The organism is Candidatus Caldatribacterium sp. SIUC1 (assembly GCF_051549785.1).
GTDB lineage: Bacteria > Atribacterota > Atribacteria > Atribacterales > Caldatribacteriaceae > Caldatribacterium.
This window is the reverse complement of record NZ_CP189974.1, coordinates 388514-409996: the sequence shown is the minus strand read 5'-3', so window position 1 is coordinate 409996 and position 21483 is coordinate 388514. Positions and strand designations below refer to the sequence as shown.

Here is a 21483-nt window from a genome sequence, read left to right as displayed (position 1 = left end):
ACGTCACCTCCTCACTAAAGCCACGGCCCGGGTAAGGCTTGAGTCAATCCCCCGGGCTTTATAGGGGAAGGCGATGAGGAAAAAGGGGTTTTCCTGCACCGCTTTGAGGTTGGCCAGTCCTTCAAGGAGGAGAATATCGGCAGAGAGGAGAATCTCGTGGAGCTTCCGGGTAGCGGCAACATCCTTTCCCAGGCGCACGAGATGGTCAATCCCGAGCATCTTCAGGCCTCTGTCTCGAAGCCAGAGGGCGGCCTCAGGCGTGAAGCAGGGGAGGAGACTCCTGTCCTTCGTGACATTGAAACGCGACACGGCTTCTTCGTCGAGGTTCCTCGCGATGAGGATATCCCCCGGGGCAACCTTCCCTTCAAGGCGATGGGCAAGGAAAGCTTCCGTAAGCAGTCGGTCTTCCGGAACCCTCTCGATATCGAGGAACCAGGCTCTGCCCCAGAAGGCCGAAAGGGGGAAGTCGGCGAGGTCTTTCCCCGCCTCAAAAAAGTGCAGCGGTCCCTCAAGGTGCGTTCCCACGTGGGTGTGGGTGGAGATGAGGTACTTGGTGGTGGCGTCATGAAGCAGTGACCTCGTGGTGACGAAGGGCCGCTCTTCGGTCCCCGGTGGCACGACTTCCATCGAGAGATCCACGAGGAGGTACTCGTCACAGAGTGCCATAACCTGCACTTCCTTTCTCTCCGGTCCTTGGAAAAAACCTCCCCCGTATTTTACAATATTGCCTGAGACGATGCATACTGCGGGGGGCGTCATGCTTTCCTCGACGTTCTGTCACATTCCTCAGGTGGGGGAAAGGACCGAGTGGCGCATCTGGGAGGCAGGGATATGGACCTGGGAAGATGCGCTGGTGAACTCGCTTCCTGACACCCTTGTTCCGAGGTCTCTGGCCCTTCGCCTCCGGTCGTTTCTTGAGAAGTCCATGCTGCACCTTGAAGAGGAGGACATCGCCTTTTTCGGGGAGCACCTCCCCGGGAGGGAACTCTGGCGCCTTTTCCCCGAGTTTCGCCACCAGGCGGTTTTCCTCGATATCGAAACCACGGGGCTCAACCCTCCCGAAGACCACGTCACCGCCATCACCCTCTTTGACGGGTACCGCATAAAGACCTTCATCCACGGCATGAACCTTCGGGATTTCCTCGAGGAGGTCATGGCGTACCGGTTCATCATCACCTTCAACGGGAAGTGTTTCGACCTGCCGTTTCTTGAACGAAGCCTCGGGGTGCGTCTTCCCCAGGTGCACCTTGACCTTCGCTACGTCATGAAAAGCCTTGGTTTCAGCGGGGGCCTGAAGGCCTGTGAACGGGCGATTGGCATCGACCGGGGGCTGTTGCGGGGAGTCGATGGGTACACGGCGGTGCTCCTCTGGCGGAAGTACCGGGATGGGTGTCCGGAGGCTCTGGAGACCCTTCTTGCCTACAACGTCGCCGATACCGTGAATCTCGAGCGCCTCATGGTCTTCGCCTACAATGAGAAGGTCCGCCGTCTCCCCCTTTCCCGTCCGCTGCTTCCCGAACCCCGCAAGAGAATCCTCATTCCCTACCGGGTCCATGAAGAAATCCTCGACGAGGTGTTCTTCGAACGCCTGCGGATGCTCTCGAGGAAGGGGGAGGTATGGTGAGGGACATCTGTGAGGCGCTTGTGCGGGGTGACCTCTCTGACCCCTCTTTTTTCCTGGGAATGCACCGGGAAAGCGAAACCGTGGTCGTTCGGGTTTTCCGGCCCTTTGCCGAAAGCGTCACCGTGCTTTCCCGGGATGGAAGAAAACGCTACCCTGCCGAGCGAGTCCACCCCGGAGGGGTTTTCGTGGCGAGGACCGGGGAGCGGGAGGCTTTTCCGTACCTTCTCGAAATCGTGGAGGAAGGTCGGGTCTTTGTTACCCCCGACCCTTACGCCTTCCCCCCGCTTCTGACCGACTTCGACCTCCACCTTTTCAACGAGGGGACCCATGCCCGGGTTTACGAGAAGCTCGGCGCCCATGTGGTGGTGCTTGAGGGGTTTCCAGGAGTGCACTTTGCCGTCTGGGCGCCCAATGCCCTTCGGGTGAGTGTGGTGGGGGATTTCAACCGCTGGGATGGGCGGGTGCACCTCCTCCGACCCCGGGGAAGCTCGGGGGTCTGGGAAATCTTCGTCCCGGGGATTGGGGAGGGGGAGCGATACAAGTTTGAGATCAAAACCAAAGAAGGACACCTCCTTCTGAAGGCCGACCCTTACGCCTTCTTCTCTGAAGTCCGCCCGAAAACCGCTTCCGTCATCTTTGACCTCTCTGGCTTCCCCTGGCAGGATGCGGAGTGGATGGAACGGCGGAAGACCGTGGACCTCCTCTCTTCCCCCATGAACATCTACGAAGTGCACCTCGGCTCCTGGAAGCGAAAGCCCGACGGGTCGTTCCTTTCCTACCGGGAGGTTGCCGAAGAGCTCATTCCCTATGCAAAGGAGATGGGGTACACCCATATTGAGCTTTTGCCTTTAGCCGAGCACCCCTTCGATGGTTCTTGGGGGTACCACGTCACCGGGTACTTTGCCCCCACAAGCCGCTTCGGGACACCCAAGGACTTCATGGCCTTTGTGGATTTGTGCCACCGGGAGGGCATTGGGGTCATCCTCGACTGGGTTATTGCCCACTTCCCCAAAGACGCCCATGGTCTTGGACGGTTTGATGGAACAGGGCTTTATGAGCACCTTGACCCCAGGAAAGGTGAGCACCCCCACTGGGGGAGCTACATCTTCAACTACGGGCGCTGTGAAGTGCGGAGCTTTCTCCTCTCCAACGCCTTTTTCTGGTTTGAGCAATTCCACATCGACGCCCTGCGGGTTGATGCCGTGGCCTCAATGCTCTACCTTGACTACGGGCGGAAGGAAGGAGAGTGGGTTCCGAACCGCTTCGGGGGAAAGGAGAACCTCGAAGCCATCGATTTTTTACGCTTCCTCCATGAGCGGGTGTACACCGCTTTCCCCGGTATTGCCACCATCGCTGAAGAGTCCACCGCCTGGCCTGGGGTGACCCTGCCACCTTACGCAGGGGGGCTGGGGTTTCTCTTCAAGTGGAACATGGGCTGGATGAACGACATCCTCCTCTACATGAGCAAGGACCCCATCTACCGGAAGTACCACCACACGAACCTCACCTTCCCCATCTGGTACGCCTTTTCCGAGAACTTCATTCTCCCTCTTTCGCACGATGAGGTGGTGCACGGAAAACGGAGCCTTCTTGAGAAGATGCCCGGTGACGACTGGCAGAAGTTCGCCAACCTCCGGCTCCTTTTCGGCCTCATGTTCGGGTACCCCGGGAAGAAGCTCCTCTTTATGGGTGGGGAGTTCGGGCAGCGTCGGGAGTGGAACCACGACAGAGAGTTAGACTGGTTCCTTCTCGATGACGAACCGCACCGGAAACTCCACCGCTACGTTCGAGACCTCAATCACCTGTACCTGCGGGAGCGGGCACTGTGGGAGTGCGACACAAAACCCGAGGGTTTCGAGTGGATCGACTGTCACGATGCCGAGAACTCCGTGATCGCCTTTCTCCGAAAAAGCAAAGACCCCAATGACCTCCTCGTTTTTGTCCTGAACTTTACGCCCGTTCCGCGCTTTGCCTACCGTGTTGGGATTCCCCGGCCAGGATTCTACGAGGAAATCCTGAACAGCGACTCGGCGTTCTACTACGGCAGCAACCTCGGTAACCTCGGAGGTGTGTGGGCCGAAGAGGTCCCCGCCCACGGAAGACCGTACTCCCTTTCTCTGACCCTCCCCCCTCTTTCATGTTGCATCTTCAAGTGGCGGGGCGTATAAAGGTGCGTACTGGGCGGCAATCCGACAGGCTTCATACATGCTCTCAAAACGCGCTACGCCCTTTCCAGCGATGTCGAAGGCCGTTCCATGGTCTGGAGAGGTCCGCAGAAAAGGAAGCCCCAGGGTGACACTCACGGTCCGGAAGAAATCGAGGCATTTCGTGGCGATGTGCCCCTGGTCGTGGTAGAGGGAAATGACGGCGTCGAATTTCCCCTGGAAGGCAAAGAAAAAGACCGAATCCGCAGGGTAAGGACCGGAAATCTCGTAGCCTTCCTGTCGGAGTAAAGACACAGCCGGGGCAATTTCTTCCTGCTCCTCTTTCCCCAAAAGTCCTCCTTCTCCGGCATGAGGGTTGAGCGCAGCAAAGGCCACCCGGGGGGTTTCTATACCCAGGGCTCGGAGGTACAGGAAGACGAGTCGGGCAAAGTGGGCAAGGGCTTCCCGCTTCACCCGCTCTATGGCCTCCCGGAGGGGGAGGTGTCTTGTGAAGAAGAAGACCCGCAGATTGCCCACCTGGAACATGGTAAGGGCTTCTTTTGCTTGGGTGAGCGCCTCGAGCATCTCGGTGTGGCCGATGTAGGGGACGGAGGCCCTGTGGAGCGCTTCCTTACTGATGGGGGCAGTGACTAAAGCATCGACAAAACCTGATAGGGCAAGCTCCACTGCTTTCCGGACGTATTCGAAGCTCGCCTGCCCGCAGAGTGGGGAAATCTCCCCAAAGGAGAAGGTTCCCGGGTCGGCGTTGGCAAGGTCAAGGAGGAAGGGTCCGTTGCCTTCGAGGGGGAAGCGGGCCTCCTTCCAGGGAATGGAAACACCAAGGATGCGTTCGGCTTCTGCGAGCACCCTTCGGTCTCCCACCACACAGGCCTCGGCCTCAAGGCCCCAGCAAGCCAGAGTCCCTACCACGATTTCCGGCCCCACTCCGGCAGGGTCTCCCATGGTGAGGGCAAGAACCGGAACCTTCATCGCCTCTCCCTCCTGAAGGCTACGAGTCTCCGGATACCCTCTTCCACGTCTTCCCTTTTCCGGCAGATGGAGATTCGCACGAATCCCTCACCGCTCTCGCCAAAAGTGTCCCCAGGAGCCAGGGCGACGGATTTCTCCCGGAGGAAGGCCTTGCAGAAGTCCAGAGAGGTCATGCCGAACTCCCGCACATCGACCCAGATGTAGTAACCCCCCTGGGGTTCGAAGAAGCGAAACCCCCCATCTCTGAGGAGATCCGAAGCCACACGGACGTTGCCCCTGTAGTACTCCACCATTTTCTGGACTTCTTCTTCGGGAAGGTCAAGGGCAACTTCTGCCGCCTTCTGGGAGAGGTGAGAAGTGCAGGCAATGAGGTATTCGGCAACCTTGGCAAGATGGGGCACAAGGTCCTTTGGTGCCACCATGTACCCCACCCGCCACCCGGTGAGGGCATAGGTTTTGGAGAAGGAGAAGATGCTCACCAGGCGCTCCGGAGCAACGAACCGGAAAAGCCCCAGGTGTGCTCCCTGGTAGACGTACTTCTCGTAGGCCTCATCGGAGATGACGAGGAGGTCGTACTTTTCGGCAAGGCGAGCTAAGGTTTCGAGGACTTCGCGGGGGAAAACCACCCCGAGGGGGTTTGAAGGCGAGTTCACGAGGATAGCCCTGGTTTTTGGGGTGATGCACCGCTCGATTTCGGCAACATCGGGGAGATAGGAGTTCTCGGGGCGGAGGTGGTAGTGAACGGCCCGACCACCGCAGAGGCCCACCTGGAAGAGGTGGTTGGTGAATCCGGGGTCCGGCACGAGCACCTCATCCTGAGGCCCAAGAATCGTACGGAAGACCGTCACCGTCCCGAAGAGCGACCCGGGAAGCACGATGACCTCATCGGGAGTAACCTCCCAGCCTTTTTCTCGCTTGAGCTTTTCGGCGATTTTTGCCCGGAGGCTCGGAATGCCCACTGTGGGGGTGTAGCGGATTTCCCCCTGGAAGAAGAAGTCCCTGAGTCCCTCGAGAATCGGCCGGGGTGTGGGGAAATGGGGTTCACCCATTTCAAGGCGAATGGCCCCGGGGAGCGAGAGCGCCATGCCCATGAGTTCCCGGATACCGGAGCGGGGGAGGTTCAGGATGTCTTCGGGGATGTGGACCATGGTTGTCCTCCTCCGTTTTTGGCCGTATTATACCGCAGGGTACAGGATGGGGAAGGGGAGGTTACCTGAAGTTGCGCGCTCTTTTTGCGGGTTTCTGGCGTTTTGGCCGTTTTTCGGGTATATTGAAGACACCTCGTTGTGACCCAGGAGGATAAAAACGATGCTCCTTCTTGCGGCTATTCGGGAGTTCCTGCTTGGTGTAGGGGAACTCGCTCTTGTGTTTTTTGGGATTGCCTTCGCCCTGGAGTGGGTGCTCCTCTTTTTTCCGGAGGAACGTATCGAGGGCATTCTGACCCGGAAAAGGCCTGCAGTGCTTTCGAGCCTTCTTGGGGGAGCCTTTGGTGCTCTGACGCCTCTGTGTTCGTATTCCACCGTTCCCCTGGCGATTTCTTTCCTCCGCTTCGGAGTGCCCTTTGAGGCGGTGGCTTCGTTCCTCTTTGTTTCGCCGCTTCTCAACCCTATTCTCGCTTCGTTTCTTGCCACCCTTTTTGGGTGGCAGCGGGCGGTCCTGTATACCGTCCTTGTCTTCTCCCAGACCGTGCTTTTGGGGTACCTCTTTGCCCTGGTGCCGGTGGCTTTCTGGGTGCGGGACGACTGTCCCCGCCCGGGGAATTTCCCCCTCTCTTGGGAGAGGAGCGTTCCACGCGGCGAGTTCCGACGGGTGCTCCGTGGCGTGTGGGACCTTGCGAAGAGCATTCTCCCTTTCCTTTTTCTTGGGAGTGCCCTTGGGGTTTTGGTGGAGTTTTTCCTTCCGCAGGACCTCATCTTCCGGATCATTGCCCCCCGGGATCCCGGGGCGATTCTCTGGGTCTCGCTCCTTGGGATTCCCCTGTACCTGCGGGCGGAACTCGTATTGCCCCTGGGGAAGGCCTTCCTGGAAAAGGGGGTGAGCCCCGGAGTCATTGTGGCTTTCCTGGTGAGCGGGGCAGGAGGAGTGAGCATTCCTGAGCTTGCGCTGCTTTTTTCCGCCTTCCGTCCCCGTTTTGTCCTCCTTTTTGCCCTTCTCATTTTCTTCCTTGCCGTGGAGATGGGCTTTGTCTTTTTCGTCCTCGGGTAGTTTTCGGCCTTGAACCTCTATCGTGTCGCCGTACACCTCGTTTTTCGCCCTTTCTCTCTGTTGCTGCGAGGTCGTCGTTTCCGAAGCAGTCTCAGGGATTCCTCGCCGCTTCGCGGCTCGGAAAGACTGATGAGGAGTATCACTGCGAGCTCTCGTCTTGCCCTTTTCCTGTGTCACTGCGAGCTCGTAATTTCGTCTGCGAAGCAGTCTCCTCTCTCATCCTGTGGAGATACGAAGCTGCTTCGCCTTGCTCGCAACGACGGAGAAAACGTCCGTCGGATTGCTTCGGGGATTCGCCCCTCGCAGTGACCCCGCTGTGTCACTGTGAGGTCGTCGTGTCGTCTCCGAAGCAGTCTCTTTGGGTTGCGCTTTGCTCGCAACGGTGGAGAAATGTCCGCCGGATTGCTCTGTCACTGCGTTCCCCGAAACAACGCACAAAAAGGTCGTTACAAGCTTATGGCCTTGTCTACGCAGGAACCTCACATTTCGGTTCTTGGGTTGTCCGGGGAAATTGTCCTTCCGGTGGCAAAGAGTACCCCGGGAGAACATTGCGACCTTGACCGCTCCCTACTCGGTGGTAGAATGGGAAGCAGAATCCTGGAGGTTTTCCATGAGAACCATTGACTTTGTCCTCTGGAAAGAGGGCCAGTACTATGTCGCCCAGTGCCTGAATGTGGATGTCTCGTCTTTTGGGGAGACCATTGCAGAGGCCATAGCCAACCTCAAGGAGGCTGTGGAGCTCTACCTTGAAGGGGAAGAAGTTACCCTTCAAGAAATCGACGAAATCATGATTGGTAGAGAGAAAATACGTGTCTGAGCTCTATTCCTCAAAAGAAGTCGGGACGGTCCTGAGAGGGTTCGATTTTTCGTTTCCCAGAAGGGTTGGCTCACGGGAAATTCAGGCACCCCTCGGGAAAGGTGGTCATTCTCCCTATGGGGAGGCGGGAAATCCCGATGGGGACCACAAGGAGCATCCTCCGCCAGATGGGAATCTCGGAAGAAGAATTTCGGAGGGTCCTTCGGGAGTAATTTCTGGGAAAATCGTCCTCTGCCGGAATCCTTCACCGCCTGAAAGGTTTTTGTCCCTCGGGGAGTCATTGCAGGCTCATTTTTCGCCCTCCCCTTTTGTCACCGCGAGGTCGTAGGTACCGTCCTTTTTCCCTGTCACTGCAAGCCTCGTTTTTTTGCCCAGCGAAGCAGTCTCGACTGCCAGATTGCTTCGGGCCTTCGGCCCTCGCAATGACTGGCGGAGGGTGTCACTGCGAGGTCGCATTTTCGCTTCCGAAGCAGTCCCGTACCTGGATTATTGCATCGCTTTTCCCTGGAACGGCAGGGAGAAAGGCCCCCACCACAGCGAGGAACCCTTCACCCTGTGGTTCTGAAAAAGGAGAGGAGAGGGGTTCTTGCGATACCCTGGAGCACCTTTTCGAGTTTCAGCGCCTGTTTTTCCAGGCTGAACTCAAGAGCAGTTGCTCTTCCTCTCTCTTCGAGAACCTTCCGGGCTTCTTCGTTTTGCAGGAGAAAGACGAGTGCATAGGCAAGCGAATCCACGTCGCCCGGTTCGGCAAGGAGAGCGTTGTAGCCCTCCTGAGCGTAGGTTCTGATACCGCCGCAGTCTGTGGCAACCACTGCCGTGCCCGAAGCCATGGCCTCAAGAGGGGGAAGGCCAAAGCCCTCGTACCAGGAGGTAAAAAGGAAAACCGTGGCTTCCCGGTAGTATCTGGCGAGTTCCTCCTGAGGGGGGTTGAGGACGATTTTGAGGGGAAAGGAGATGCCGTACACCCTTGGGCTGACCTGACACACCCAGTGGACTTCAAAGTTGGGGTAGATGCGCCAGGCCTTTTCAAGGACCTGCAGAGCGATGTCGAATCCTTTAAAGCGGAGTTGAGGGTTTCCCACAAGGAGTACGGTGTTCTTGCTCTTCTCTTTACCTGGGTGGTAGAAGTTTGTATCAACACCATTCGGCACGACCGTAGTTTTCCGGCCATACCGGATCCTGAGAATAGCGTCAAGGAGAGGAGAGACGGTGATGATGGGCCAGGGGGTGGTGTAATTCCTCCGAAGGAGCTGGCGCACCGGAGAATCAGGGCGGAGGTCCTGGTAGTCTCCAAAGAGGAATTCGCTTCCCTGTTCGAAGAGCACCACAGGGACAGGCGATTCGGCGAGTTCTTCCATTTGTTGAAACCATAAAGCGATAACCACGTCGCACTCTTTGACAAAGGGCAGTATCGGTTCATGGTGAGATATGAGGATTTCCTGTACCTCGCTTCGGCTGAGGCGGCTCCACTCAGGGATAGCGCTTTCGTTCCTTTCTCCTCGCCAGAAGAGTACAATGTTATGCCCTCATCTTTTGAGAATCCGAAGGTATTCAAAGAACATTTTCATTCCTCCGGTGAGGTGCTTGTGAGGAATGTAGGCACCGATGGTGAGGGGGCCGCTAAGCTCTTTTTTCTGCGCCTCCGGTATAAAGGCGGCATCATCCTGCTTCCGAGAGGCAGATTGTGTGGGGAAAAGGTGGAAGACCTCCGCACCGTTGTTCCCGATGGGGATGTGGAGGTAACTGCAATCAAAGTCCACAAAGTCAAGGATGTGCCACCTGCTTTTGTGGGCCTCAAAGGCATTCCCAAGATACGCACCCTGAGGAGCAGGAAATCGCGGCGTTGAGAGAAGGAGGGATTTTCGGGCGTGCAGCAAGAGATCCTGGAGGAGCTTTCTCCCTTCCTCTTTTTCAAAGTGTTCGAGAACGTCTATGAGGAGAATGACGTCGTACTGGCCTAAAGAAGGGAGGACGTCTTCAATCCTTCCGTAAAAGACACGGTTGTACGCAAATTCGTGTATGGGATTCCGGTACCCCTCAAAAGCCTCAACACCGTCGATTGTCACCTTCCACTGGCTTCTCGCATACCTCTCATAAGGGAGCTCCAGCACTTCCCGGAGGAGCACTCCATACTTTCCGAAACCTATTCCCACGTCGAGAATGGAATTGGGCCTGAGATGGACAACCTGTTCGATAATGACCGGTATGGCCTGAACAAAGCTCAAAGGCATGGAGTGCCATTCCCTTCCCTTGGCTTCCTTTCTGAAGCCCAGAGATGAAGTTTTATGCCAGAATATCTGGCACAGTTTTTTCTCTAAGCTTAGAAATAGGGGTTAAGCTTTTTGCGTTCCTGTCGATAAATCTCTGAGGGGTGGTGCAGATGCTCCAGATGGTGGCAGAAGGAACGCCCTCTTTTGAGGAACTCCTCGAAAAGGGGGATGCACTCCTTAAGGAGGGGCGTTTCGCCGAGGCGGAAGAGTGCTTCCGGAAAGCTCAGAATACCGGGAAAGAACACTTCATCCTGGCCAATGGCCTTGGGGTTCTGGCCTATCACCAGGGGAAGTACAGGGAAGCGGAGAAACTCCTCAGGAAGGCAGTGCGGCTCAATCCAGAGTACGCTGAGGGATGGAATAACCTCGGGGCGGTATACGTGGCGCAGGGAAAGCTTTCTGATGCCAGGGCTTCCTTTGCCCATGCCTTGAGGCTTTTCCCTGACCTCCGGGATGCCCAGGAGAATTACCTCTTTCTGTGCGAGAAAATGGGGGTTCGCTTCCCTTCTCTGAGCCTCTGCATGATTGCGAAAGACGAAGAGGCCAACCTCCCCCGGGTTCTGTCCTCCGTTTGTGGCCTTGTGGACGAAGTCATCCTTGTCGATACCGGGTCTTCAGACCGAACCCGGGAGGTTGCCCGCTCTTTCGGAGCCCGGGTGTACGATTTCCCCTGGTGCGACGACTTTGCCGCGGCAAGGAACGAGGCCCTTCGCCATGCCACCGGGGAGTGGATTCTCGTGCTCGATGCGGATGACGAGGTGGATCAAACGGAGTTCCTCCGGCTTAAGGCACTCCTTGGGGTGACGGATTGCACAGGGTTCATGCTCCCCATCCGGAGCCCCCTGGACTGCGAAGGCCGCAACGTCATGACCAACTACCTCGTCCGGGTGTTCCGCAATGACCCCCGTATCCGTTTCCGGAGGAGGGTCCACGAGACGGTTGAGGGCACCATCCTCTCCATGGGCGGGAAGATTTTCCGCCTGACCACGGTTGCCATCCTCCACCACGGCTACAGAGAAGCGAAGAAGGTTACGGAGAAAGTCAATCAACGGAACTTCCGTCTTCTGCTCCTTGCCCTCAAGGAGAACCCGAAAGACCCCGATATCCTCGCCTACCTCGGGCGTTCGTACCTCTTCCGGGGAGAGCAAAAGAAGGCCCGGGCACTCTTTGAGAAGGTGCTCCGCCTCTCGAAGGGCTTTGGATTTTCGACGCTTTCTGTACACCTTGATCTTGCCTTCATGGAGGGCATGGAGGGGAATACGGAGAAAGCCCTGGAGTACCTGGCCCGGGTCGAGGAACACGACCCGTATCTTCCGGACCTCTGGTACGTGTACGGCAAGGTGTACGAGAGGGCCGAGGAGTGGGAGAAAGCCCTGGAGTCCTTCGAGAAGGTCCTCACGGTCGATGCCACAAAGAGTACATCCCTCATGGTCTTTTTCCGGGTGGACTTTGCAGACCTCCACGTGGCCCTCGCCCAGTGTGCGGCAATGACGGGAGACGAGGAGAAAGCCGAGCGCTATGCCCGGAGAGCTTTCGAGCACTGTCCTGAAGACCCTGGGGTGCTCAACAACCTCGCAGTAGCCCTGATTCGGCGGGGCCGTGCTGAAGAAGCCGAAGAGTACCTCGAGCGGGCCCTGCGCCTTGACCCCAGAAATGGCACGATTCTCGGCAACCTCCTCCAGCTCCTTGTGGAGGAGGGGAAAATCGACAAGGCGAAGTCGTACCTTGTGTGGCTTCGGGAAAATCTCGGGTAAAAATTTTTGTCTTTCCCCCTAAAGTTCTGGAAAACCCCGTCGATATATTAGGGTGGAAGCGGGAAAAGGAGGTGAACGGGAGGAGAAAGGAGAGAAGGGAAGAGTAGGAGAACTCAGTTGGGCTGGTTTGCGTGTTTTGGTGTGAGGCAGGGATGCCTTGAGAATACCTCAGGAGGAGGTTGAGTTCAATGGGTCTTCGGATTAACCAGAATATCACGGCGCTCAATGCCCACCGCAATCTGGTGGCGACAGACAGCGCCCTCTCGAAGTCTTTAGAGCGGCTCTCTTCGGGTCTCCGGATCAACCGGGCGGCGGATGATGCTGCAGGATTAGCGATTTCGGAGAAGATGCGGGGGCAAATTAAGGGGCTTGCCCAGGCCATCCGGAACGCGCAGGATGCTATATCGCTCATCCAGACGGCTGAAGGGGCCCTGAACGAAACGCACTCCATTCTCCAGAGGATGCGGCAGCTTGCCGTCCAGGCGGCGAACGACACCCTTACCCCGGATGACCGGGAGCAGATTCAGAAAGAAATCAACCAGCTCATTGAGGAACTCGACCGCATCGGTAACACCACCGAGTTCAACACCAAAAAGCTCCTGAACGGCCAGGCCGGGTATGCAGTAACAGAGCAGAATGGTTTGGCAAGTGGCGGAGCGGTAACGGTGAACGGAGTTGCCTATAATGCGGGTAGCGCTATAGCCGCGGGAGACCTTGATGCCCTTGTCACCCGCATGACCCCAGGGACGAACACCAAGGCCGGAGTGTACACCGTCGTCATCACCCAGAACGCTACCAGGGCCCAAATCGGAGGAGTGGACGCGACAGATGATACGGTTAACTATAATGGTACCATTGTCCTCAACGGTGTCGCCATCAACGTGGTATCAGGTGAAAACCTGGACAACGTGGTCCTGAAGATCAACAACGTCAAAAACCTCACTGGTGTCGAAGCAGCAGTCAGCGGCAATAGCATCGTCCTCACTTCTATCAACTACGGTAGCAGTGCCACCATCAATGTTTCTGGAGACAATAATCTTCTGAAAGACCTTGGTCTGACCGATGGTGACGAAACCGTCCTCTCCGATGCTGGAACGGACATTGTGGGCACCATCAATGGGCAGGCAGCCATAGGGAAGGGTGGAACGCTGACCCTTGTAGCTCCCGGGAATGACGCCGACGGGCTCTCCATCACCATTGACCCCTCAAAGCTTGAGCTTGAAGCCGGTGCCGAGTTACAGTTCTCAGCGGTGGTTGATGCAAGTGGTGCGGTGACGCTCCATATCGGTGCCAACAAAGACCAGACGATGACCGTGAGTATCCGGGACATGCGGGCCAAAGCGCTGGGTGTTGACCGGATTAGCGTTCTGAGCCAGACTGAGGCTGAGGAATCCATCGCCAAGATTGACCTTGCCATCAACGACGTCTCCACAGAACGGTCCAAGCTCGGTGCCTATCAGAATCGTCTTGAGCACACCATTGCCAACCTCGGGGTGGCGAAGGAGAACCTCGCTGCCGCTGAGTCCCGTATCCGCGATGTCGATATGGCCGAAGAAATGATGGAGTTCACGAGGTCGCAGATTCTCCTCCAGGCCGGTGTGGCCATGCTCGCCCAGGCCAACACCCTGCCGCAGGCGGTGCTCCAGCTGCTCCGGTAAATAGAAAGGCAAAGAGGGAAGGGCACGTGCCCTTCCCTCTTTCTTTGTTTGAAGGGTAGGGGTGGCAGCGATGAGGGTTGAAGGACAGAAAATGGAGAACCGGCTTCTCCTCTCTTCCCCTGCGCTTCAGCGGGAGGAAGAGGCGGCAAAGCCTCAGGAAGGGGGAAAGGAAGCGGCACTGCGAGCGTCGGCGCCTCTTGACCCCGAGAAAGTTGAGGAGTTTGGGAAGGTTTTGAAAAGCCTCTTTGAGGTCTTCAGTCTCGAGCTCCATTTCACCGTCCACCGGCCCACCGGGGAGCTTATCGCCCGTATCGTGAACCGGGAAACGGGCGAGGTCATTCGGGAGATTCCTCCGGAGAAGTTCCTCGATATGATTGCCAAGCTCCAGGAGCTTGCGGGAATCCTTGTGGATGAGGTCGTCTGAGGAGGGAGAACATGGCCGGAACGCTGAGTATCGACGGGCTCATTTCGGGGCTCAAGACATCAGAAATCATCGAGAAGCTCGCTGAAGCTGAGCGAGCTCCCATCACCCGGCTTGAGGAGAAAAAACAAACCTATACCACCAGGCTCACCCTCTGGCAGACGGCAAACACCAAGCTCCTGGCGCTACAAAGTAGCGCTCTGAGCCTTTCCCTTTCTTCTACCTTCCTAGCCAAAAAAGCCACGACCACAGGTGATGCCCTCTCGGTGGCCCTAAGAAGCGGTGCTCAGGAAGGGACCTATGTCCTCACCGTTGAACAGGTGGCCACCGCCCACCAGCTGGCCACCTCCCTGGCCTATACCGATACCGACACCACCCGCTTTGGGGAGGGAACCATCGCCATTACGGTGGGAGGGAAAGTCACGGAAATCGCTATCGATGCCTCCAACAACACCCTCTCGGGGATCCGGGACGCCATCAACCGGGCGAAAGCCGGGGTCCGGGCCACCATCGTGAAGACGCAGGAGGGTTTCCGGCTTTTTTTGGTGAGTGAGAAAACAGGGCTTGAGAACGCCATGACTATCAGCGTGGCCCTCTCGGGAGGGGAGGCAGAAATCCCGGGCTGGACCGAGGTTCAGGCAGCCCAGAATGCCCGGGTGCTTCTTGGCGGGACAAACCCCGTAGTGTACGAGGGGCCCTCAAATATTATCACCGACTTCATTCCCGGGATAACCCTTACCATTCAAAAGGCCGGAAACGTCACCGTGACCGTTTCCCGGGACCTTGAAGCGGTGAAAAAGGCCATTCTGGACTTCACCGGCGCCCTCAAGGACTTCCTGCAGTTTGTGAGGGACAACACCTCTTACGACTCTGAGACGAAGACCGCCGGGGCCCTCCTTGGGGAAACGACCCTTACCCGAGTGGCGGCAGAACTTGTGCGCCGCCTCACCGGACGGGTTGCTTCAGGGGTCTACCAGAGCGTCATGGACCTGGGCATGACTCTGGACCGTTATGGCAACCTCCTTGTTGATGAGGGGAAACTCGCACAGGCCCTTGAGAGCAACCTCGAGGCGGTGCGGGAGCTCTTTGCAGGAGAGGGGGGTGTGGCGGCATCGCTCAAGGAGTACCTCCGCTTTGTGACCGACCCTTACGGAGGGGTTATGCGGAGCACTGAGAAGTTTTATGAGCGGGTCATCAAAGACCTCGATGAACGCATTGCTCTCATGGAGGAGCGCCTTGAGGCGCAGAAGGAACGGTGGCTGAAACAGTTTGCGGCTCTGGAGAGTTTCCTTGGCGCTATGCAGACGCAAAGTAACTGGCTCACCCAGCAGATTGCCAACCTCAATAAACTCGCGGGGAGGAGCTGAGGACAATGGGTACTTACAACGCGACCATGGCCCGGAGGTTTTACGAAGAGAACACCGTGAACACTGCTTCACCGGTGAGGCTTGTGGTTCTCCTGTACGATGGAGCGATCAGGTTCCTGAAGCTTGCCGAACGGGCTTTCGCCGAAGGGGACCGGGTTTTAGCCCGGATGCACATCGGGAAAGCAGAGAAAATCGTCCTTGAGCTTCTCGGCAGCCTCAACTTCGAAGACGGAGGAGAAATTGCGGAGAACCTCTTCGCCCTGTACCGGTTCGTCCTTCGGGAATGCGCCCGGATGAACGGGGAAAACTACGATGAGGTGCTCCCCGGGGTCATCCGCATTCTCTCCGGACTGCGCGACGCCTGGAAGGAACTTGAGGCCTATGGGCAGAGAACCTCTTGAGCTCCTCGAGGAGCTCCTCAAGGTCACCCTGGCAATGCATGGCGAGGTTCTTGCGGGGAGTCTCGACCATCTTCCGGAATATCTCACCGCTCGCCAGCACCTCATCGATGCCCTCGGTCCACTACTCCAGGAGCTCGGAGATACTGACCGTTCCCAGGCTCTTGCCCTGCTTCAGGAAATTGTGAAAAAGGACGAAGAAGTCCGCCACTGGGTTGAGGAACTCCTGAAAAGGGAACTCGCCTCTCTCAAAGAGGGACAGAAAACCGTCCAGGCCATGAGGGCTTTCCGCGAAAGCCTGGGAGGCCCGGCATCTTCCCGGTTTATAGAGCGAGAAGGGTAACAGTCTCCTTGCGGTTTTACCCTGGCCGCGCGATGGAGCAACCCGTCTCTCCCAGGCCGCGAAGCGGCAGAGAATCTCGCTTTGGCACATCGGGGACTTTCGAAATCCTACGGATTTCGCCCTCAGGAAGCTTCCGGCGAACTTTGGTCAAAGCTCTATCCCTGCTCTCAGAACTCCTTCGATGAAGGGATTCTTCAAGGCCTTCATGGCCTTGAACTCTTCGGGAGTATAGACCAGGGGCTCTACCGGGAGGTTCGTGAGCTCGAGGATACGCCCAATGCGTTCGAAGAACCGCTCCCGAAAGTCGCCGACGGTAACGATGTCGCTTCCTTCGTGGATTTCCCCCTGGGCAAAGGAGCCATAGAGGGAGATCTTCGCTATGGGGAGGAGGGACCTGAGCTGTGCCGCAAAGGCCTTTATAAGCTTTTCACAGTCTGCAGGATCGACTCGACAGAGCTTAGGCACTTCCTCGCATCCTCCTCCTCATAGAATTCGCTTGGGGCGAGTTCCCCAGAAAGGCCATTTGGATACCTTGTGGGAATATAGAACGTATCGAGGCGCTTTGCGTCCCGGGCGATAGCCTGGAATGCCTCGTTGAACTTCAGACACTCTCGAACGAGCCCTTTGCGAGGTGCGTCATTACGGAGGTGTACCCCTTTTCGTAAAGGTAGGCTTTAAGTGCCTTCTTTTCGCTTTGCTGCGCCTGAAAGTAGCTCCACCCATAGTGCCGGGCCCTGTAGCTATCCCAGGCTGCCCGGAGGTCAGCTTCAGCCTGTTTGAGCCACTTGAGGGTAATCCTCCTCATGGCTTTATTGTACCAGATTCCCGTTGACCCCCTATCTTGCAAGGCGATTTTTCCCCTCAAGGACAGGGAAGTGCTTCGGCCCTCGCGATGAATCCCGTTCTGTCGCTGCGAGCCTGTCGTTTCGCTTTCCGGAGCCATCCCGGACTCCTTCTGGAGCACCTCGCTGCCCCCTGGCTCAGAGTAGCAAAAAAGACGGTGGTCGAAAACGGCCTTCTTTCTCTGGAGTTCCGCAGTGGGTCAGCATGACAGAAGGAAGGAGGAAGTGGCATAATAGGAAGAAAGGGAGGGGGGGAAATGGGCGAAGACCTTCAGAGTCTTTCAAGGCGCATGAAGAGACTGGAAGAGGAGAACTTTCGGCTTCGGGTTGTCCTTCTTTTCATGTTCCTTGGCGTGTTTGCCCTGGGTTTCCTTGGATTTGTGCGGTGGAACAGGGAAATCGTGGCGGAGAGGTTTGTCCTGGTTGATTCCCTGGGGAATGCCCGGGTAACCCTGTCGTCGGCTCCCGAGGGTCCGGTCTTTGCGTTCCTTGGTCCTGATGGGAGCATGCGTATGGCCATGGTCCTGACAAAAGACGTGGCCGGCATTGCCCTCTGCGACACTCACGGAGTTCCCAGAATGGGCATCGCCCTGGTGGAGGACATTGCCGGTATTGCCTTTGGGGACCCTGGAGGCTCCCTGCGCATGGGGATGGCCCTGGCCGAAGGAGAACCAGTCATCGGTTTCTACGATGCCCAGGGCAACCTCATTCGCCAGCTCCCGTAAGCATCTCAGAAGGTCTGCCAGCGCATAGCCTCTGCGAGGTCTTTCTTCGGTGCCGGCGGGATTGCTTCCGGATACCCCACGGCAAGGATGACTGCAGGCCCGAGGTACTCCAAGCAGTGAACCAGCAGTTCCACCGCCTTTGAGTGCGCCTTTTGGTACGAGTTGACCCAGAGATCCCAGGGCCATAGGCTAAAGTGGCGGTGATGGTGTTTTTTCGCTTCCCACAGGCACCCTCTCAAGCCGTTTTTGCTTCTTCTTCACAGAAAACGGCATGGCTACTCCTGCCTCCTGTAGGAATCTCCCCCACTGGCAGAGTTCGGCAAGTTACTGTTTGAGTTCTTTTTCGTTGACCACCACAAAAACCCAGGGTTGCCTGTTGTACCCTAAGGGAGCCAGCCTTCCACAGTCCACAGGGTCCTCGAGGATTTCCCGGGGAGCCTCCTGGTCCCTGTGCTTCCTGATACTCCTTCGGGATTTGATGAGCTTGATGACGTCCTGCATGGTGAGGCCTCCCTGAGAACTCTATTTGTGGGTAGTGTACCTCACCAGAAGCTTGGAATGGCGGGTTTTTATCTTTAATTGGCCCAGATTGCTCGGGCCCTCGGTCCTCACAAAGGCAAAGTTTTTTACTACCCTGTGAACTTGGGAGTGTCGGGGAGAGACTGTCCTACTACCTTACCCTTTGTGGTAGCTGTGAAGAATGACCCTTGCAGTAGGAAGCGGTGCAAAGAGCCCCACAGCCCTTTGGGCAATGCCAAACAAGATTGATAGGCTTGACTTTCCGTTGCTGTCCCAACACGCTTTTGAGGGGTGAACGGGTGGTCAAAAGCCTTGAAACATCTAGTGGGCGAAAGAGGATTCGAGCCTCTGACTCCTTGCTTGTAAGGCGGGGAACCCTAAAGACACAACTTACTCCCCACGCCCTGGCTTCTCCAGCTTCTTCACAAGCGTCTCGATCTTCCGTTTAAGGTCGGGGAGGTCCTTTTCTACCGTTTTCCAGACCTCCTCCAGGTCCACCCCAAAGTATCTGTGGACGAGCAAGTTTCGCATAGCGACAATCTGTGGCCAGGGTACCTCGGGGTAGGCTTCGTGAAAGGCTTTGCCGAGTTGTGCGGCTGCCTCTCCGATGAGTTGGATGTGATACAGAACCCAGACCTGAACCAGTTCGTTCTGCTCAAACGTCTCTTGCCCGCAAGCTGCGTAGCGCTCGATTCTGGCAATGGCATCCAGAATGTCCTGCAGGAGCTCCCTTGCGCTCCTCACAGGGGAACGGCCTCCTGCAACACTCGCTTGCGGATGCGGGCCTTGAGGCCACGGCTACTCACCACGTCCACCCTAACTCCCAGAAGCTCCTGGAGTTCCAGCCACAGCCCGGCGTGGTCGAGGAGGCTCCGACCTGGTTCGAAATCAACAATGAGGTCGATGTCGCTTTCTTCGGTAGCCTCACCGCGAGCCACCGAGCCGAAAACGCGCACGTTATGAGCACCGTATCTCGCGCATACACGGAGGATCTCCTCGCGTTTTGCCTTCAGTAACTCCTCAAGCGTCATGCTCAGGCCTCCCGGGAGTTTCTCTGGATTGCTCCACCAGTCTAGGGCCTTTTCTGGAAACCGGGGAAAGACAACCCTCCCAGGAGAGAGTATACCAGAATCCCGGCCCAGAGGATAAAAAACCCGGGGATTGTGTTCTTCGGTCGCAGGACACCGGAAGAAGAAATCTTCGAGGTAGAGGCTGAAGAGGGTTTCCTTTCTGGCTTTCACCTTGTTCGCTTGACTTGCTAAAAACCAGGGAAAGTGAGCAAATGTTCCAGAAGCGGGAACGAGCTTCTTCCGGAGCTTTACCTATCTGGTGGGCGAAAGAGGATTCGAACCTCTGACCCCTTGCTTGTAAGGCAAGTGCTCTCCCCCTGAGCTATTCGCCCACCGTTTCTCATTATACCACACTCAAACGCTACCAAAGCCAGTGTGGTACTCAAACCTAAAGCCGTGCCTTTCTGCGATATCTGCGAAAGCCTTTCGGATTGCCCCATAGTCAAATCGGTACTCATACTTTGCCCCGAAGAGATTCGATTGCTCCTCAATGGTACCGCTTCTTGGGCCGGGAGTGACCCGTGTGACCTCCTTTGTGACGCCAAAGCCCTGGACGTCCTTGCCGGAGGCAATTCCTGAACCCCGTTCTTTCAGCATTTCGGAGAAGTGGAGCACTTTGGCACTGTCATCGATGCGGAAGCAGGCAACGTACTCAAGACGGTCTTTCCGCAAAAACCCCTTCCGTTCGGTAACGGTGACGGTGAGGGTGAGAATGCCTCGCTTTCCCTCGAGTTTCCCCGAGAGGTCCTGAGCAAGTTTTTCGATGTCCTCGCAAAGCATCGCATTGCCTTCTTTCTGAGTGTAGTGCCCATTGTACCACAGAGTGTGGTATACTTATAGTGGTTCGTTTCAGGTGGACGTGGTCCTCAATAGGGAAGCCGGTGGGAATCCGGCGCGGTCCCGCCACTGTGACCGGGGAGCAGGGTGCATGTGCCACTGGGGAGACCTGGGAAGGCGCACTTCAAGCGATGATCCGGAAGCCAGGAGACCTGCCTGAAGCGTATCCCAACCGCTCTTCGCGGAAAGAGGAGGTGGGGAAGTGTCCTGGACTCCGCCCCAGGCGTGGAGCATTGCCCTCCCTCTCCCCCTCCTCCTTCGCGAACTCTCAAGGAGGCATGGGCGATGAGGCGAAGAATTTTGCCGTTTTCTGTTCTCTGCTTTTTCCTTCTACTTCCTTCGGCCTTTGGGCTTGAGGTCACCGACGATACCGGGAGAACGGTCACTCTGTCTTGCCCTGCATCGCGCGTCGTCTCCCTCACTCCGGCAAATACTGAAATCGTCTTTGCCCTGGGGGCAGAGGGAAGCCTTGTGGGGGTCACGACGTACTGTGATTACCCTGAGGAGGCGAAAAAAAAGGAAAAGGTTGGAAGCATTACCGAAGTCGACCTTGAGGCGATCGTTCGCCTTGAACCGGACCTTGTACTTGCCGGGTCCCTGACGCCTCCTGAGGTCGTCGATCGTTTGACCAAACTCGGGTACCCGGTGTTTGTCCTTGACCCAAAGTCTATTTCCCAGGTCATCGAAGGCATCCGGAAGGTTGCCCTCCTCCTTGGGAAGGAAAAGGAAGGAGAGGCTCTGGCTCAAGCCATGGAGGAGAACGTCCAGGAAATTCAGGCCAGGGTTTCCGGTCTTCCGGAGGAAGAAAAACCCCGGGTGTTCCACGTCATCTGGCACGACCCTCTCTGGACGGCGGGGAAGGACACCTTCATCCATGAGTTCATTACCCTCGCTGGAGGGGAAAACGTCGTGGAGGACCTCTCAGGGTACGTGACCCTCGACCTTGAAGAGCTCCTCCGCCGGAATCCCGATATCATCACCGTGGTGAGCACCCACGGAGAAAACCTCCCTTACAACTTCATCGTCTCCGATACGCGGCTCAGAGTCCTCCAGGCGGTACGGCAAGGCCGGGTGTTTGTGGTCGACAGCGACATCGTCTCCCGTCCTGGTCCGCGGGTGACTGAAGCCCTGCGCATCTTTGCCTCCATTATCCATCCGGAGATTTTTGGACCGTACCAGTCTTCGAAGGAGTGATTTCGTCTTCCTCAAGGAGCTGCCATTCGGCGTACCCTTCCTTACGCAAGGGAAGCCGCACTCCGGTGAGGACCACCCGCTGCTTCGTCGGGTGCGTTGTGACGGTTATGTAGGCCCGGACGAGGTTTGCGACGGTGGCTTCCTGGAAGATCAAGGTGGTGCCATCCTGGAGGACGATGGTGGTGCGGAGGTGTTTGTGGCCTTCGGGAATCTCTAAGACAATGGCCTGGATGTCCTCGTTCCGGAAAACCAAGGATTGCCCGCTGGGCATGCTCTTCTCCTCCCTTCCCTTTCGGGAGTATAAT

At 56.9% G+C, this 21483-nt stretch carries 27 protein-coding genes, 1 tRNA gene and 1 riboswitch; of the genes, 13 read left to right on the top strand and 15 right to left on the bottom strand.

Going from position 1 to position 21483, the window contains the following annotated elements:
* Positions 1-3: 3 nt before the first annotated feature.
* Positions 4-666 carry a cyclase family protein gene (locus tag ACP6EK_RS02120; protein ID WP_438317215.1) on the bottom strand — a complete coding sequence of 221 codons (663 nt, stop codon included), beginning with the start codon at positions 664-666 and terminating at the stop codon, positions 4-6.
* A 91-nt stretch (positions 667-757) separates the two neighbouring features.
* On the opposite strand from ACP6EK_RS02120, the gene ACP6EK_RS02115 reads away from it, so the two are divergent.
* Positions 758-1624: a ribonuclease H-like domain-containing protein gene (locus ACP6EK_RS02115; RefSeq protein WP_438317213.1), complete on the top strand. Its 867-nt coding sequence runs from the start codon at positions 758-760 to the stop codon at positions 1622-1624.
* Entirely contained in the window at positions 1618-3792 is a 2175-nt protein-coding gene (gene glgB / locus ACP6EK_RS02110; RefSeq protein WP_438317210.1) for a 1,4-alpha-glucan branching protein GlgB, read from the top strand. Before ACP6EK_RS02115 ends, glgB begins: the two co-directional genes overlap by 7 nt.
* Here the strand turns inward: glgB and pdxA are convergent.
* Both pdxA and ACP6EK_RS02100 read right to left on the bottom strand, forming a co-directional pair.
* Positions 3760-4758: a 4-hydroxythreonine-4-phosphate dehydrogenase PdxA gene (pdxA, locus tag ACP6EK_RS02105; protein ID WP_438317207.1), complete on the bottom strand. Its 999-nt coding sequence runs from the start codon at positions 4756-4758 to the stop codon at positions 3760-3762. The genes glgB and pdxA overlap by 33 nt on opposite strands.
* The gene (locus ACP6EK_RS02100; RefSeq protein ID WP_438317204.1) at positions 4755-5906 is read right to left on the bottom strand and encodes a pyridoxal phosphate-dependent aminotransferase; all 1152 of its coding nucleotides are present in this window, start codon (positions 5904-5906) and stop codon (positions 4755-4757) included. The genes pdxA and ACP6EK_RS02100 overlap by 4 nt, the downstream gene beginning before the upstream one ends.
* 160 nt (positions 5907-6066) lie before the next feature.
* Here ACP6EK_RS02100 and ACP6EK_RS02095 point away from each other — a divergent pair, with 160 nt between their 5' ends.
* From ACP6EK_RS02095 to ACP6EK_RS02085, 3 genes are all read left to right on the top strand, one after another.
* A complete protein-coding gene (locus ACP6EK_RS02095; RefSeq protein ID WP_438317201.1) occupies positions 6067-6963 on the top strand; it encodes a permease in 897 nt (298 codons plus the stop codon).
* 610 nt (positions 6964-7573) lie between these two features.
* On the top strand, positions 7574-7780 hold the full coding sequence (locus tag ACP6EK_RS02090) for a type II toxin-antitoxin system HicB family antitoxin (protein WP_438317199.1): 207 nt from the start codon (positions 7574-7576) through the stop codon (positions 7778-7780).
* A 116-nt stretch (positions 7781-7896) separates the two neighbouring features.
* Positions 7897-7992, top strand: a complete 96-nt coding sequence (locus ACP6EK_RS02085) for a hypothetical protein (RefSeq protein ID WP_438317196.1) — start codon at positions 7897-7899, stop codon at positions 7990-7992.
* A gap of 336 nt (positions 7993-8328) precedes the next feature.
* Here the strand turns inward: ACP6EK_RS02085 and ACP6EK_RS02080 are convergent, their stop codons facing one another.
* Together ACP6EK_RS02080 and ACP6EK_RS02075 are read right to left on the bottom strand one after the other, a co-directional pair.
* Positions 8329-9138, bottom strand: coding sequence for a glycosyltransferase family 4 protein (locus ACP6EK_RS02080; RefSeq protein WP_438317194.1), 810 nt, complete (start codon positions 9136-9138; stop codon positions 8329-8331).
* A gap of 168 nt (positions 9139-9306) precedes the next feature.
* Positions 9307-10011: a hypothetical protein gene (locus tag ACP6EK_RS02075; protein WP_438317191.1), complete on the bottom strand. Its 705-nt coding sequence runs from the start codon at positions 10009-10011 to the stop codon at positions 9307-9309.
* 149 nt (positions 10012-10160) lie between these two features.
* Here ACP6EK_RS02075 and ACP6EK_RS02070 point away from each other — a divergent pair, with 149 nt between their 5' ends.
* The 6 genes from ACP6EK_RS02070 (at position 10161) to ACP6EK_RS02045 (ending at position 15991) form a co-directional block, all read left to right on the top strand.
* Positions 10161-11804 carry a tetratricopeptide repeat protein gene (locus ACP6EK_RS02070; RefSeq protein WP_438317188.1) on the top strand — a complete coding sequence of 548 codons (1644 nt, stop codon included), beginning with the start codon at positions 10161-10163 and terminating at the stop codon, positions 11802-11804.
* A gap of 188 nt (positions 11805-11992) precedes the next feature.
* Entirely contained in the window at positions 11993-13462 is a 1470-nt protein-coding gene (gene flgL, locus ACP6EK_RS02065; RefSeq protein WP_438317185.1) for a flagellar hook-associated protein FlgL, read from the top strand.
* A gap of 70 nt (positions 13463-13532) precedes the next feature.
* A complete protein-coding gene (locus ACP6EK_RS02060; RefSeq protein WP_438317182.1) occupies positions 13533-13886 on the top strand; it encodes a flagellar protein FlaG in 354 nt (117 codons plus the stop codon).
* Between the two features lie 11 nt (positions 13887-13897).
* Complete coding sequence (gene fliD / locus ACP6EK_RS02055) at positions 13898-15250, top strand: flagellar filament capping protein FliD (protein WP_438317179.1); 1353 nt, start codon at positions 13898-13900, stop codon at positions 15248-15250.
* Between the two features lie 5 nt (positions 15251-15255).
* Entirely contained in the window at positions 15256-15651 is a 396-nt protein-coding gene (gene fliS / locus ACP6EK_RS02050) for a flagellar export chaperone FliS (RefSeq protein WP_438317176.1), read from the top strand.
* Complete coding sequence (locus ACP6EK_RS02045; RefSeq protein ID WP_438317173.1) at positions 15632-15991, top strand: flagellar protein FliT; 360 nt, start codon at positions 15632-15634, stop codon at positions 15989-15991. Before fliS ends, ACP6EK_RS02045 begins: the two co-directional genes overlap by 20 nt.
* Before the next feature lie 147 nt (positions 15992-16138).
* On the opposite strand, the gene ACP6EK_RS02040 is transcribed toward ACP6EK_RS02045, so the two are convergent.
* The 3 genes from ACP6EK_RS02040 to ACP6EK_RS02030 are packed head-to-tail and all read right to left on the bottom strand — an operon-like array spanning position 16139 to position 16955.
* The gene (locus ACP6EK_RS02040; protein ID WP_438317170.1) at positions 16139-16456 is read right to left on the bottom strand and encodes a nucleotidyltransferase domain-containing protein; all 318 of its coding nucleotides are present in this window, start codon (positions 16454-16456) and stop codon (positions 16139-16141) included.
* Positions 16408-16569: a HEPN domain-containing protein gene (locus ACP6EK_RS02035; protein WP_438318828.1), complete on the bottom strand. Its 162-nt coding sequence runs from the start codon at positions 16567-16569 to the stop codon at positions 16408-16410. Before ACP6EK_RS02035 ends, ACP6EK_RS02040 begins: the two co-directional genes overlap by 49 nt.
* Before the next feature lie 23 nt (positions 16570-16592).
* Positions 16593-16955, bottom strand: a complete 363-nt coding sequence (locus ACP6EK_RS02030; RefSeq protein WP_438317167.1) for a HEPN domain-containing protein — start codon at positions 16953-16955, stop codon at positions 16593-16595.
* Between the two features lie 135 nt (positions 16956-17090).
* Between ACP6EK_RS02030 and ACP6EK_RS02025 the strand changes: the two genes are divergently transcribed.
* Positions 17091-17558, top strand: coding sequence for a hypothetical protein (locus ACP6EK_RS02025; protein WP_438317164.1), 468 nt, complete (start codon positions 17091-17093; stop codon positions 17556-17558).
* Between the two features lie 5 nt (positions 17559-17563).
* Here ACP6EK_RS02025 and ACP6EK_RS02020 read toward each other — a convergent pair whose 3' ends face one another.
* The 6 genes from ACP6EK_RS02020 to ACP6EK_RS01995 all read right to left on the bottom strand — a co-directional run bounded on the left by ACP6EK_RS02020 (position 17564) and on the right by ACP6EK_RS01995 (position 19927).
* Complete coding sequence (locus ACP6EK_RS02020) at positions 17564-17692, bottom strand: hypothetical protein (RefSeq protein ID WP_438317161.1); 129 nt, start codon at positions 17690-17692, stop codon at positions 17564-17566.
* A 190-nt stretch (positions 17693-17882) separates the two neighbouring features.
* Positions 17883-18059 (bottom strand): nitroreductase family protein, encoded by a 177-nt coding sequence (locus tag ACP6EK_RS02015; protein ID WP_438317158.1) that lies wholly within the window; start codon positions 18057-18059, stop codon positions 17883-17885.
* A 408-nt stretch (positions 18060-18467) separates the two neighbouring features.
* A complete protein-coding gene (locus tag ACP6EK_RS02010; protein WP_438317155.1) occupies positions 18468-18821 on the bottom strand; it encodes a HepT-like ribonuclease domain-containing protein in 354 nt (117 codons plus the stop codon).
* Entirely contained in the window at positions 18818-19108 is a 291-nt protein-coding gene (locus ACP6EK_RS02005) for a nucleotidyltransferase family protein (RefSeq protein ID WP_438317152.1), read from the bottom strand. The genes ACP6EK_RS02010 and ACP6EK_RS02005 overlap by 4 nt, the downstream gene beginning before the upstream one ends.
* A gap of 296 nt (positions 19109-19404) precedes the next feature.
* A tRNA-Val gene (locus tag ACP6EK_RS02000) sits at positions 19405-19479 on the bottom strand.
* Between the two features lie 22 nt (positions 19480-19501).
* Positions 19502-19927 (bottom strand): hypothetical protein, encoded by a 426-nt coding sequence (locus tag ACP6EK_RS01995; RefSeq protein ID WP_438317149.1) that lies wholly within the window; start codon positions 19925-19927, stop codon positions 19502-19504.
* Positions 19928-19981: 54 nt separating this feature from the next.
* Positions 19982-20158: riboswitch (cobalamin riboswitch) on the top strand.
* A gap of 111 nt (positions 20159-20269) precedes the next feature.
* Between ACP6EK_RS01995 and ACP6EK_RS01990 the strand changes: the two genes are divergently transcribed.
* Complete coding sequence (locus tag ACP6EK_RS01990) at positions 20270-21178, top strand: ABC transporter substrate-binding protein (protein WP_438317146.1); 909 nt, start codon at positions 20270-20272, stop codon at positions 21176-21178.
* Here the strand turns inward: ACP6EK_RS01990 and ACP6EK_RS01985 are convergent.
* A complete protein-coding gene (locus ACP6EK_RS01985) occupies positions 21132-21449 on the bottom strand; it encodes a hypothetical protein (RefSeq protein ID WP_438317143.1) in 318 nt (105 codons plus the stop codon). The two genes, ACP6EK_RS01990 and ACP6EK_RS01985, sit on opposite strands and share 47 nt — an antisense overlap.
* Between the last annotated feature and the right edge of the window lie 34 nt (positions 21450-21483).

Excerpts from the sequence above, each read along its gene's own strand:
- ACP6EK_RS02070 (WP_438317188.1), top strand. The coding sequence starts at position 10,161 with ATGCTCCAGATGGTGGCAGAAGGAACGCCCTCTTTTGAGGAACTCCTC.
- glgB (WP_438317210.1), top strand. The coding sequence starts at position 1,618 with ATGGTGAGGGACATCTGTGAGGCGCTTGTGCGGGGTGACCTCTCTGAC.
- ACP6EK_RS01990 (WP_438317146.1), top strand. The coding sequence starts at position 20,270 with ATGAGGCGAAGAATTTTGCCGTTTTCTGTTCTCTGCTTTTTCCTTCTA.
- pdxA (WP_438317207.1), bottom strand. The coding sequence starts at position 4,758 with ATGAAGGTTCCGGTTCTTGCCCTCACCATGGGAGACCCTGCCGGAGTG.
- ACP6EK_RS02005 (WP_438317152.1), bottom strand. The coding sequence starts at position 19,108 with ATGACGCTTGAGGAGTTACTGAAGGCAAAACGCGAGGAGATCCTCCGT.
- ACP6EK_RS01995 (WP_438317149.1), bottom strand. The coding sequence starts at position 19,927 with ATGCTTTGCGAGGACATCGAAAAACTTGCTCAGGACCTCTCGGGGAAA.
- ACP6EK_RS02115 (WP_438317213.1), top strand. The coding sequence starts at position 758 with ATGCTTTCCTCGACGTTCTGTCACATTCCTCAGGTGGGGGAAAGGACC.
- fliD (WP_438317179.1), top strand. The coding sequence starts at position 13,898 with ATGGCCGGAACGCTGAGTATCGACGGGCTCATTTCGGGGCTCAAGACA.
- ACP6EK_RS02075 (WP_438317191.1), bottom strand. The coding sequence starts at position 10,011 with ATGCCTTTGAGCTTTGTTCAGGCCATACCGGTCATTATCGAACAGGTT.
- ACP6EK_RS02080 (WP_438317194.1), bottom strand. The coding sequence starts at position 9,138 with ATGGAAGAACTCGCCGAATCGCCTGTCCCTGTGGTGCTCTTCGAACAG.
- ACP6EK_RS02060 (WP_438317182.1), top strand. The coding sequence starts at position 13,533 with ATGAGGGTTGAAGGACAGAAAATGGAGAACCGGCTTCTCCTCTCTTCC.
- fliS (WP_438317176.1), top strand. The coding sequence starts at position 15,256 with ATGGGTACTTACAACGCGACCATGGCCCGGAGGTTTTACGAAGAGAAC.
- ACP6EK_RS02095 (WP_438317201.1), top strand. The coding sequence starts at position 6,067 with ATGCTCCTTCTTGCGGCTATTCGGGAGTTCCTGCTTGGTGTAGGGGAA.
- ACP6EK_RS02045 (WP_438317173.1), top strand. The coding sequence starts at position 15,632 with ATGGGCAGAGAACCTCTTGAGCTCCTCGAGGAGCTCCTCAAGGTCACC.
- ACP6EK_RS01985 (WP_438317143.1), bottom strand. The coding sequence starts at position 21,449 with ATGCCCAGCGGGCAATCCTTGGTTTTCCGGAACGAGGACATCCAGGCC.
- ACP6EK_RS02100 (WP_438317204.1), bottom strand. The coding sequence starts at position 5,906 with ATGGTCCACATCCCCGAAGACATCCTGAACCTCCCCCGCTCCGGTATC.
- ACP6EK_RS02025 (WP_438317164.1), top strand. The coding sequence starts at position 17,091 with ATGGGCGAAGACCTTCAGAGTCTTTCAAGGCGCATGAAGAGACTGGAA.
- ACP6EK_RS02085 (WP_438317196.1), top strand. The coding sequence starts at position 7,897 with ATGGGGAGGCGGGAAATCCCGATGGGGACCACAAGGAGCATCCTCCGC.
- ACP6EK_RS02120 (WP_438317215.1), bottom strand. The coding sequence starts at position 666 with ATGGCACTCTGTGACGAGTACCTCCTCGTGGATCTCTCGATGGAAGTC.
- ACP6EK_RS02015 (WP_438317158.1), bottom strand. The coding sequence starts at position 18,059 with ATGCAGGACGTCATCAAGCTCATCAAATCCCGAAGGAGTATCAGGAAG.
- flgL (WP_438317185.1), top strand. The coding sequence starts at position 11,993 with ATGGGTCTTCGGATTAACCAGAATATCACGGCGCTCAATGCCCACCGC.
- ACP6EK_RS02090 (WP_438317199.1), top strand. The coding sequence starts at position 7,574 with ATGAGAACCATTGACTTTGTCCTCTGGAAAGAGGGCCAGTACTATGTC.